Genomic DNA, 10,194 nt, shown 5'->3' on the forward strand with positions numbered 1-10,194 from the left:
GCCTTGTCTCATTTTTATTTTAATCCACTATAATCCACTATAAATCGTCTTTCGATATGGGGCAAAGCGGGGTTGAGTCCGTAAGCGACGGTTTCGATATCAAAGGTCGTCTGAAAACAAGCACGGCGGATTGCGTTCAAATATTTGCCCAATAAAAAAGCAGCCTGTTTCAGGCTGCTTTTTGCGTTATGGGATGTAACGCGTCAAATTTATACCACTTCGGCTTTGGTGATGATGACAGGTTCGGTCGGTACGTCGTCGTGGTAGCCGTGGCGTTTGGTGGCGACGCCTTCGATGGCATCGACTACATCAAAACCATCGACGACTTTGCCGAATACGGCGTAGCCCCAGTCTTGGACGACAGTTTTGCCGTACAGCTCTTTGGAACGGAAGTTCAGGAAGGCGTTGTCGGCGGTGTTGATGAAGAATTGCGCGCTGGCGGAATGCGGGTCGGAGGTGCGCGCCATGGCGATGGTGTATTTTTCGTTGGGCAGGCCGTTGGACGCTTCGTTTTGAATCGGCTCGCGTGTTTCTTTTTCGTTCATGTTTTCGTCCATGCCGCCGCCTTGAATCATGAAGCCTTTGATGACGCGATGGAAGATTACGCCGTCGTAGAAGCCGTCTTTGACGTATTGCTCGAAATTTTTGGCAGTAACGGGGGCTTTGTCGAAGTCGAGTTCGATTTTGATGTCGCCTTTGTTGGTGTGCAGGATAATCATGGGTTTCCTTTCGTTAAGAATCTTTTTACAAATGGTGCTGGGCGGAAAAACTTCAAGGTCGTCTGAAAAATATTCTTTCAGACGACCTTGGCTAGGGTTTTACGGGTTTACATCAGGATGAAATAAGCCCACAGTGCGACCAATACGATACAGAGGACGTTCAGCAGCAAGCCGACGTTCATCATTTCGCGTTGCTTGATTAACCCCGTACCGAACACAATCGCGTTGGGCGGCGTGGCAACCGGCAGCATGAACGCGCAAGATGCGCCGATGCCGATGACGAATACCAAGACTTGTTCGGGCAGCCCCATTTGCGTGGCGATGCTGGCGAAAATGGGCACGAGCAGCGCGGCGGAGGCGGTGTTACTGGTGAACTCGGTCAGGAAGATGATGAAGGTGGCGACTACGAAAATCACCAGCAGCGGATGCGCGGCGGTGAAAGTGGTGGCCACCTGCTGACCCAAGGCTTCGGATGCGCCGGAGGATTGCAGCAGCGCGCTCAAGCTGATACCGCCGCCGAAGAGCATCAACACACCCCAGTCGGTATTGCGGGCGACTTCTTTCCATTGCGCCACGCCGAATACGACGACGGCGACAGCGGCAATCAGGGCAATGACGGTATCGGGGTTGGAAATGCCGAACGCTTCTTTGATTTTGGAGCTGAATACCCAAGCCACGGCAGCAGACAAGAAAATCAACAGCGCGATCACGCGGTGCAGCGTCCACGGAATAGACTCGGCTTTGACTTCGACGCGTTCGTTCAGATTGGGCTTGAGGATGACGTACATGGAAAACAGCATCAAGGGCAGAATCAACAGCATCATCGGCAGGCCGAGCTTCATCCAGCCGACGAAGTCCAGATTCAGGGCTTTGGCGGCAATCATGTTCGGCGGTGAACCGACCACGGTGCCCAAACCGCCGATACTGGCGCAGTAGGCGATGCCGAGCAGGACGAAGACGTAGGTTTTACGTTCTTTTTCTTGGTCGAGGTGGCTCATCATACCCATTGCCAAAGGCAGCATCATGGCGGCGGTCGCGGTATTGCTGATCCACATGGACAGGAAGGCGGTAACGGCAAACAGCATCAACACGGCGACTTTCATATTGCCGCGTGACAGGCGCAAGAGGTTGACGGCGATTTTGCGGTCGAGACGCTGCATGTGCAGGGCGGTGGCAAGCGCGAAGCCGCCGAAGAAGATGTAAATCGTCGGATCGGCAAAGCCCGCCATCGCTTTTTTGATGTCCATATCGGGGAAGCCGAGCACGACGGCGAGAATCGGCACCATCAATGCGGTTACCGTGATGTGGACGGCTTCGGTGAACCAAAGCGCGGCAACGAAAATCAACAGCGCGATGCCTTTGTTGGCATCGGTGCTGTAGGGCAGGATGCTGTAAATGCCGAAACAGACGACGGCGGAAATGATGGTGGTCAGCAGGCCCTTAAAGTCGGTAATCGGCTTTTGCGCACTGAGCAGCTCGACATTCTCAGGATGCTGGGTTTTGTCCTTTGCATGTAAGTCCATGGAGTATTCCTCTGAAACATAACGTGAAATCGCTAAAACCGCTGAAGCATAGGCTCATCGCCCGACATTGCTTTTTTATTGATTTCACTGAATCGGTTTTTCTTGTTTCCCGCAGCGGGTTGTTCGCAGGCTTTGGATTTCAGGCAAACAAAGCCGTGCGGCATGGCAATGAGTATATTTGTAATCGGGTGTAGTGTAAATATAATGTTAACAATCGGGTGCGGTTTTTTACGAAAACGGATTGATGGGAAACTAAAAATATCTTTTTGTTGATTTTCAGACGACCTCTTTTGTAGTTAAAGCGTTAAGGTCGTCTGAAATACTTAAAACATGCCGTTATCGTGATATGATTCCGCATCTTTAACGACGCCGTCACGTCAATGAAAAAAATATTCAAAATCCTCCTGAAAGCCCTGTTGGCGTTTATCATCGCCGCTATCCTTTACTTTGCCGCCGCCTACATACTTGGTAAGATTCCGCAGGACAGCATTGAAGCCTCCGACGGCGAGGTAACCCTTTACCTGCACAGCAACGGCGTACACGCCGACATCATCATGCCGCTTTCAGACGACCTTTTCGACTGGACCAGCATCATCAATCCTGCCGACAGTACCGCAGGGCAAGGCGATGCGCCCATCCGCTACGTCGGCATAGGCTGGGGCGAGCGCAATTTCTATTTGAACACGCCGCAGTGGTCGGATTTGACCGCCTCTACGGCAGTACAGGCGTTAAGCGGAGTCAACAGCACGCTGATTCACGCCATCTACTACCGCGAGCCGCCGCGCGAAGGCGAAAATACCGTCAAATTCACCGTCAGCCGCGAACAATACCGCCGCCTGAGTGCCAACCTGATGCGTCATTTCAAATTGAAAGCAGGCAAAGCCATCCCCGTCGCCGGCGCGCATTACAGCGCTGACGACGCATTCTACGAGGCAGAAGGACGCTACCATCTTTTCAATACGTGCAACAGCTGGCTCAACCGCCGCCTGACCGAAAGCGGCATCAACGGCGTCGTTTGGACACCGTTCCCCGATCCGCTGCTCGACAGCCACCGCACCAATACAGCAGAAAAACCATGAAAACCCTGACCATCCGCCATCTCACGCTCGGCAGCGGACAGCCGAAAATCGCCGTTCCCTTGGTTGCCCGAGACGAAGCAGCCTTATCCGTCGCCCTGAAAAACCTCGAACACGCCTGTTTCGATATTATCGAATTCAGAGTCGACTATTTCGACCAAGCAGGCAACCCCGAATACCTACTTACCCAAGCCGCCGCCGTGCGCCGCGCCTTTCCCGAAACCCCGCTGTTGTTTACCTTCCGACGCGCAGAGGAAGGCGGCGAATACCCTTGCAGCAAAGCGTATTATTTCGAGCTGCTCGATAAAGCCGCCGCTTCAGGCATCATCGACATCATCGACATCGAACTTTCCGCCGGCGAGAGCGAAGTCCGCCAAGCGGTTGCTGCCGCCAAAGCGCACGACACCTCCGTCCTGATGAGCAACCACGATTTCCATCAAACGCCCGCCAAATCGGACATCACAGGTCGTCTGAAAAAAATGGAAGAGGCAGGCGCGGACATCTGCAAAATTGCCGTGATGCCCCAAGGCCCCGCTGATGTCCTGACGCTTTTGGACGCCACTTGGGAAGCCTGTCAAACCGCAAACCGCCCGATTGTTACCATTTCCATGGGCAGGCTCGGACTCGTCAGCCGCATCGCAGGCTCGACCTTCGGCTCCGCCATCACATTCGGCACGGCAGGCACCGCCTCCGCCCCCGGCCAGCTCGATTCCGCCAACCTGAAAAACATCTTGGATGTTTTGGAAAACGGCAACACCACCGGATAACAATAAATACAAAAAAACAAAAGGTCGTCTGAAACAGCGTTCAGACGACCTTTTTAGGATATTCCGCTATAATGGCGGCAATTTGAATAGAAAAGGAAAGTTATGAACCGTCTGTACCCCCACCCGATTATCGCCCGCGAGGGCTGGCCGTTTATCGGCGGCGGTTTGGTATTGAGTTTGCTGGTGTCTGCCTGCTGCGGCTGGTGGTCGCTGCCGTTTTGGATTTTCACCGTATTTGCCCTGCAATTTTTCCGCGATCCCGCCCGCGAAATCCCGCAAGATCCCGAAGCGATTTTAAGCCCTGTTGACGGACGCATCGTCGTCGTCGAGCGCGCGCGCGATCCTTACCGTGATACCGAAGCGTTGAAAATCAGCGTGTTCATGAACGTCTTCAACGTCCATTCGCAAAAATCGCCTGCCGACTGCACCGTGACTGCCGTCGAATACAATAAAGGCAAATTCCTCAATGCCGATTTGGACAAAGCCAGTACCGAAAACGAACGCAACGCCGTGCTGGCAACCACTGCTTCAGGCCGCGAAATCACCTTCGTCCAAGTTGCAGGCTTGGTTGCCCGCCGCATTTTGTGTTACACCAAAGCAGGCGAGAAACTGACCCGCGGCGAACGCTACGGCTTTATCCGCTTCGGTTCGCGCGTCGATATGTATCTGCCGGTTGACGCGCAGGCACAAGTCGCCATTGGCGACAAAGTCACCGGCGTTCGCACTGTTTTGGCGCGCCTGCCGCTCCAAGCTCCTGAAGCTGCCGCGCCGACTGAAACCGCAAGTGCCGCGCAAGCGGAAACGCCCAATCCGGCGCAAGCTGCTGCCGAAGTAGTCCAATCCGAAATCGAAGCGGCTGCCGATAAAGTCCGCAATGCCGCAGAGCAGTCATTGAAAGACTGACGGCTGAAAGCTGAACAAGAGGTCGTCTGAAAACCTTTTTCAGACGACCTTGTTTTATCAGAAACGGTAAATACGGTATAATTTGAACCCAACACACATTACACCCGACGGATTGATTCCCCGTCGGTTTTCCCTTTTCAGACGACCTGTACCGAATATCAAAAATCCATCCATGACCGCAAAATCCTCTAAAACCGCATCAAAAACCAAAGCCAAAACAAACGCCAAACCGAGCACGCGCCGTCAAAGCCAAACGAAGGCGCAGACAGAGCCGAACAAGGTTTCCGAGCGTTTGAAGGCTGCCAAAGCGCTGCAAAAGAATGAAGAAAAAAAAGCGCGCCCCGAGCATGTCGTCAATCTGATTAACGACGCGCTGTGGCTCTTCGGGCTGATGGTGACGGTCTTCATCGCCATTTCCCTCGCCAGCTTCAAAATGACCGACCCCGCATGGTCGCGCAGCGTGCCGAAATCGGATGACATCGCCAATTTCGGCGGGCTGTTTGGCGCGTATGTTTCCGATGTCGGCTATTATCTTTTTGGACTGTCGTTTTGGTGGTGGATCGCCGCTTCGTGCGTTTTCCTCTATAAAAATTTCCGCCCGCTGCAAAAGCGCGAAAACTACAAATCGTACAACCACGGCGTTGCCGCGCTGGCTTTGTTCCTGCTTTTGGTGTGCAGCCCGATTCTCGAATATTTCACCCTTCAAAATACTTTGGACGAAACCCTGCCTGTCGGTGCGGGCGGTTTGGTCGGCGCTTTGGCAGGTTCAGGCTTGGCTTGGCTGTTGGGTAAATCCGGCAGCCTGCTGATTATGTGCGTCATGCTGCTGCTTTCCGTTTCCTTGCTGGCGCAAGTGTCTTGGCTGGAAGTCATGGCAAAAACTGGACGCAATACCGAAAGCCTGTTTTCGGGCATTTGGGGTCGTCTGAAAAAGGCATTGGGCAGACGCAAGGACGACGGCTCGACAGCCGAAGCCTTGGAAACGGAAAACACCCGCCGCATGGTGAAAGAAGCCAAAAACATCACCGCTACGCCAGTTACACCGCTTGCAGGCAGCACCAGCAACCGCAAATCTGTCGCGGTCTCCGTCGCGCCGCCGCCCAAAATTCAGGCTTCTTTGTTTGAAGACAACGAGCCGCAACAGACAGGCGAATACCACAAACCCGGCATGAACCTGCTGCGCCTGCCCAACGGCGAACCCGTCAGCATCAATCCTGCCGAATTAGAGCGCACTGCCGAATTGATTGAATCCAAGTTGGCAGAATTCGGCATCGGCGTGCAAGTCGTGTCCGCCACTTCCGGCCCTGTGATTACGCGTTATGAAATCGAACCCGCGCAAGGCATAAAAGGCAGCCAAATCGTTGCCCTGTCTAAAGATTTGGCGCGATCTATGTCGCTGCAATCCGTGCGCATCGTGGAAACCATCGCGGGCAAAAACACCATGGGCATCGAGTTGCCCAACGAAAAACGCCAAGACGTGATGTTGAGCGAAATCTTGTCTTCGCCCGTGTTTACCGAAGCCAAATCCAAGCTGACCGTCGCGCTGGGTAAAGACATCTCCGGTACGCCCGTCGTCGGCGACTTGGCAAAAATGCCGCACCTTTTGGTCGCCGGTATGACCGGTTCGGGTAAATCCGTCGGTGTGAACGGCATGATTATGTCCATGCTTTTCAAAGCCACGCCCGACGAAGTCCGCTTCATCATGATTGACCCGAAAATGCTCGAATTGAGCATTTACGACGGCATTCCGCACCTGCTTTGCCCGGTCGTTACCGATATGCGCGAAGCAGGGCAGGCGTTGAACTGGTGTGTCGCCGAAATGGAAAAACGCTACCGCCTGCTTTCCCACGCCGGCGTGCGCAACTTGGAAGGCTTCAACCAAAAAGTCGAAGCCGCCAAAGCATCGGGCAAACCCATGCCAAACCCGTTCAGCCTGAATCCGGACGACCCCGAGCCGTTGGAAAAACTGCCGATGATTGTGGTCGTTATCGACGAGTTGGCAGACCTGATGATGACCGAACGCAAAGCCGTCGAACAACAAATTGCCCGCCTCGCCCAAAAAGCGCGCGCCGCCGGTATCCATATGATTGTCGCGACCCAACGACCGAGCGTCGATGTCGTCACCGGCTTGATTAAAGCGAATATCCCGACACGTATGGCGTTTACTGTGCAAAGCAAAATCGACAGCCGTACCATCCTCGACCAAATGGGCGCGGACGAACTGCTGAAATACGGCGATTCCCTGTTCCTGCAACCGGGCAGCGCCGAGCCGACCCGCCTGCAAGGCGCATTCGTTTCAGACGACGAGGTGCATCAAGTCGTCAACTACGTCAAATCGCAAGCCCCCGCCGACTATGTCGAAGGTTTGCTCAGCGGTGAAGCCGCACTGGAAACCACCAACATCGTCAATCCGAATGCAGGCAGCGACGAATTGTTCGACCAAGCCGTTGCCTACATTTTGGAAAGCAAAAAAACTTCCATCTCCTCCCTGCAACGCCAGTTGCGCATCGGCTACAACCGTGCCGCCAACCTGATGGAAGCGCTCGAAAACGCCGGTGTCGTTTCTCCCGCCGACATCAACGGCAGCCGCAGGATTCTGGCGCAAAAAGACCAGTTGTAATCTCAATAATTACCAAAGGTCGTCTGAAAACTGGTTATACCTGTTTTCAGACGACCTTTTATGATGTCGGATTCAATACCTTATTTTATCGGGGCAAAATCGGCCCGCCTATCGACGATATAGTGGATTAACTTTAAATCAGGACAAGGCGGAGGCAACGCCGTGCTGGTTTAAAGTTAATCCACTATATTATCCAGTCAATCAAACATTGTGATATACTAGCCAGCTAATTTTCCTGCCTTTTGCAAGCAACGGACGATAAAAGCCCCGATGGGTCGGAGCCGCTTTTGCAGTCATCATTGGTAAAAGGATTCCCATTTTTTATTTAACACAACAAATTAAGGTCTTACGATGAGCGTAACTGTTGAAACTTTAGAAAATCTGGAACGCAAAGTAGTGTTGTCTCTGCCTTGGTCCGAAATCAACGCAGAAACCGATAAAAAACTGAAACAAACCCAACGCCGTGCAAAAATCGACGGTTTCCGTCCGGGTAAAGCACCTTTAAAAATGATTGCCCAAATGTACGGTGCAAGCGCTCAAAATGAAGTCATCAATGAAATGGTCCAACGCCGCTTCTACGATGTTGCCGTTGCCCAAGAATTGAAAGTTGCCGGCTATCCACGTTTCGAAGGCGTTGAAGAACAAGACGATAAAGAATCCCTGAAAATCGCTGCGATTTTCGAAGTGTTCCCTGAAGTCGTTATCGGCGATTTGTCTGTACAAGAAGTCGAAAAAGTAACCGCTTCCGTCGGCGATGCCGAAGTGGACCAAACCGTAGAAATCCTGCGCAAACAACGTACCCGCTTCAACCATGTTGAACGCGAAGCCCAAAACGGCGACCGCGTCATCATCGACTTCGAAGGCAAAATCGATGGCGAACCTTTTGCCGGCGGCGCATCCAAAAACTACGCCTTTGTATTGGGTGCAGGTCAAATGTTGCCTGAGTTTGAAGCCAGCGTAGTCGGCATGAAGGCAGGCGAAAGCAAAGACGTTACCGTCAACTTCCCTGAAGACTACCACGGTAAAGACGTTGCCGGTAAATCCGCTGTCTTCACCATCACATTGAACAACGTATCCGAACCCACCCTGCCCGAAGTTGATGCCGACTTCGCCAAAGCATTGGGTATCGCCGACGGCGACGTTGCTAAAATGCGCGAAGAAGTGAAGAAAAACGTAGGCCGCGAAGTTGAGCGCCGCGTGAACGAACAAACCAAAGAATCTGTAATGAACGCGCTGCTCAAAGCCGTAGAGCTGAAAGCGCCTGTTGCTTTGGTAAATGAAGAAGCCGCCCGCTTGGCAAACGAAATGAAACAAAACTTCGTCAACCAAGGCATGGCTGACGCTGCCAACTTGGATCTGCCTTTGGATATGTTCAAAGAGCAAGCCGAACGCCGCGTATCTTTGGGTCTGATTTTGGCTAAACTGGTTGAAGAAAACAAACTGGAACCGACTGAAGAGCAAATCAAAGCCGTTGTTGCCAACTTCGCAGAAAGCTACGAAGATCCTCAAGAAGTGATCGACTGGTACTACGCAGAGCCTTCCCGCCTGCAAGGTCCGACTTCTTTGGCAGTAGAAAGCAACGTCGTTGATTTCGTTTTGGGCAAAGCCAAAGTAACCGAAAAAGCTTTGTCTTTTGACGAAGTGATGGGCGCACAAGCCTAATCATCTTCAAAAGGTCGTCTGAAACAGGCAACTTGAAAGCACCAAAGCATCCCTTTGGTGCTTTCGCAACATTGACAGGAGACAAAAATGTCCTTCGATTTCAATAATTACCTCGTTCCTACCGTTATCGAACAAAGCGGCCGCGGCGAGCGTGCATTTGATATTTACTCGCGCCTTTTGAAAGAGCGCATCGTATTTTTGGTCGGTCCGGTAACCGACGAGTCCGCCAATTTGGTGGTTGCCCAGCTGTTGTTTTTGGAAAGTGAAAATCCGGACAAAGATATTTTCTTCTACATCAACTCCCCCGGCGGCTCGGTAACGGCAGGCATGTCGATTTACGACACCATGAATTTCATCAAGCCCAACGTCTCCACCTTGTGCTTGGGACAAGCGGCAAGCATGGGCGCATTCCTGCTCTCGGCAGGCGAAAAAGGCAAACGTTTCGCCCTGCCCAACAGCCGTATCATGATCCACCAGCCTTTAATCAGCGGCGGTTTGGGCGGTCAAGCATCCGACATTGAAATCCATGCCCGCGAGCTGTTGAAAATCAAAGAGAAACTCAACCGCCTGATGGCGAAACACTGCGGCCGCGACTTGGCAGATTTGGAACGCGACACCGACCGAGACAACTTCATGTCCGCCGAAGAAGCCAAAGAATACGGTTTGATTGACCAAGTTTTGGAAAATCGCGCTTCTTTGCAGGCTTAAATGTTTGATTTCGGCGATTTGAACACACGCTGACAGAAGACGTGCTGATTATTCCGCTATTTCGCCTGTACAACGGAGCGGCTGTTTTTGATGAGGCTGCTTGGGTAAGGAAAGAGCGGTTTTGTTGAGGCGTCGCTGACAGCGGTGTTTGAATGGATTTGACGAAAAGGTCGTCTGAAAACATGAACTGGCCCCCAAATCTTGGACACTCATAAA

Annotated in this window: 8 protein-coding genes; 6 read left to right on the top strand and 2 right to left on the bottom strand. The window is 52.5% G+C overall.

All coding sequences use genetic code 11. The features are described 5' to 3' along the window. Positions 1–209: 209 nt before the first annotated feature. Together HMPREF2726_RS00945 and HMPREF2726_RS00950 are read right to left on the bottom strand one after the other, a co-directional pair. Positions 210–719 carry a peptidylprolyl isomerase gene (locus HMPREF2726_RS00945; protein WP_070601890.1) on the bottom strand — a complete coding sequence of 170 codons (510 nt, stop codon included), beginning with the start codon at positions 717–719 and terminating at the stop codon, positions 210–212. Positions 720–826: 107 nt separating this feature from the next. Next, positions 827–2,242: an SLC13 family permease gene (locus tag HMPREF2726_RS00950; RefSeq protein ID WP_070601892.1), complete on the bottom strand. Its 1,416-nt coding sequence runs from the start codon at positions 2,240–2,242 to the stop codon at positions 827–829. Between the two features lie 380 nt (positions 2,243–2,622). Between HMPREF2726_RS00950 and HMPREF2726_RS00955 the strand changes: the two genes are divergently transcribed. The 6 genes from HMPREF2726_RS00955 (at position 2,623) to clpP (ending at position 9,978) form a co-directional block, all read left to right on the top strand. Next, positions 2,623–3,321 carry a TIGR02117 family protein gene (locus tag HMPREF2726_RS00955; RefSeq protein WP_070601894.1) on the top strand — a complete coding sequence of 233 codons (699 nt, stop codon included), beginning with the start codon at positions 2,623–2,625 and terminating at the stop codon, positions 3,319–3,321. Beyond that, entirely contained in the window at positions 3,318–4,085 is a 768-nt protein-coding gene (gene aroD / locus HMPREF2726_RS00960) for a type I 3-dehydroquinate dehydratase (RefSeq protein ID WP_070601896.1), read from the top strand. The genes HMPREF2726_RS00955 and aroD overlap by 4 nt, the downstream gene beginning before the upstream one ends. A 102-nt stretch (positions 4,086–4,187) precedes the next feature. Beyond that, positions 4,188–4,988, top strand: coding sequence for a phosphatidylserine decarboxylase (locus tag HMPREF2726_RS00965; RefSeq protein ID WP_009311521.1), 801 nt, complete (start codon positions 4,188–4,190; stop codon positions 4,986–4,988). Positions 4,989–5,160: 172 nt separating this feature from the next. Beyond that, positions 5,161–7,608 (top strand): DNA translocase FtsK, encoded by a 2,448-nt coding sequence (locus tag HMPREF2726_RS00970; RefSeq protein ID WP_009311520.1) that lies wholly within the window; start codon positions 5,161–5,163, stop codon positions 7,606–7,608. Positions 7,609–7,959: 351 nt separating this feature from the next. Continuing rightward, entirely contained in the window at positions 7,960–9,270 is a 1,311-nt protein-coding gene (gene tig / locus HMPREF2726_RS00975) for a trigger factor (protein ID WP_009311518.1), read from the top strand. Between the two features lie 87 nt (positions 9,271–9,357). Continuing rightward, positions 9,358–9,978 carry an ATP-dependent Clp endopeptidase proteolytic subunit ClpP gene (gene clpP / locus HMPREF2726_RS00980; protein WP_003760163.1) on the top strand — a complete coding sequence of 207 codons (621 nt, stop codon included), beginning with the start codon at positions 9,358–9,360 and terminating at the stop codon, positions 9,976–9,978. Positions 9,979–10,194: the final 216 nt, after the last annotated feature.

It is taken from the genome of Neisseria sp. HMSC074B07, assembly GCF_001810355.1.
GTDB lineage: Bacteria > Pseudomonadota > Gammaproteobacteria > Burkholderiales > Neisseriaceae > Neisseria.

Bases quoted from the DNA above. Each gene is read 5' to 3' on its own strand.
- HMPREF2726_RS00970 (WP_009311520.1), top strand. From the start codon at position 5,161: ATGACCGCAAAATCCTCTAAAACCGCATCAAAAACCAAAGCCAAAACA.
- HMPREF2726_RS00955 (WP_070601894.1), top strand. From the start codon at position 2,623: ATGAAAAAAATATTCAAAATCCTCCTGAAAGCCCTGTTGGCGTTTATC.
- aroD (WP_070601896.1), top strand. From the start codon at position 3,318: ATGAAAACCCTGACCATCCGCCATCTCACGCTCGGCAGCGGACAGCCG.
- clpP (WP_003760163.1), top strand. From the start codon at position 9,358: ATGTCCTTCGATTTCAATAATTACCTCGTTCCTACCGTTATCGAACAA.
- HMPREF2726_RS00950 (WP_070601892.1), bottom strand. From the start codon at position 2,242: ATGGACTTACATGCAAAGGACAAAACCCAGCATCCTGAGAATGTCGAG.
- HMPREF2726_RS00945 (WP_070601890.1), bottom strand. From the start codon at position 719: ATGATTATCCTGCACACCAACAAAGGCGACATCAAAATCGAACTCGAC.
- tig (WP_009311518.1), top strand. From the start codon at position 7,960: ATGAGCGTAACTGTTGAAACTTTAGAAAATCTGGAACGCAAAGTAGTG.
- HMPREF2726_RS00965 (WP_009311521.1), top strand. From the start codon at position 4,188: ATGAACCGTCTGTACCCCCACCCGATTATCGCCCGCGAGGGCTGGCCG.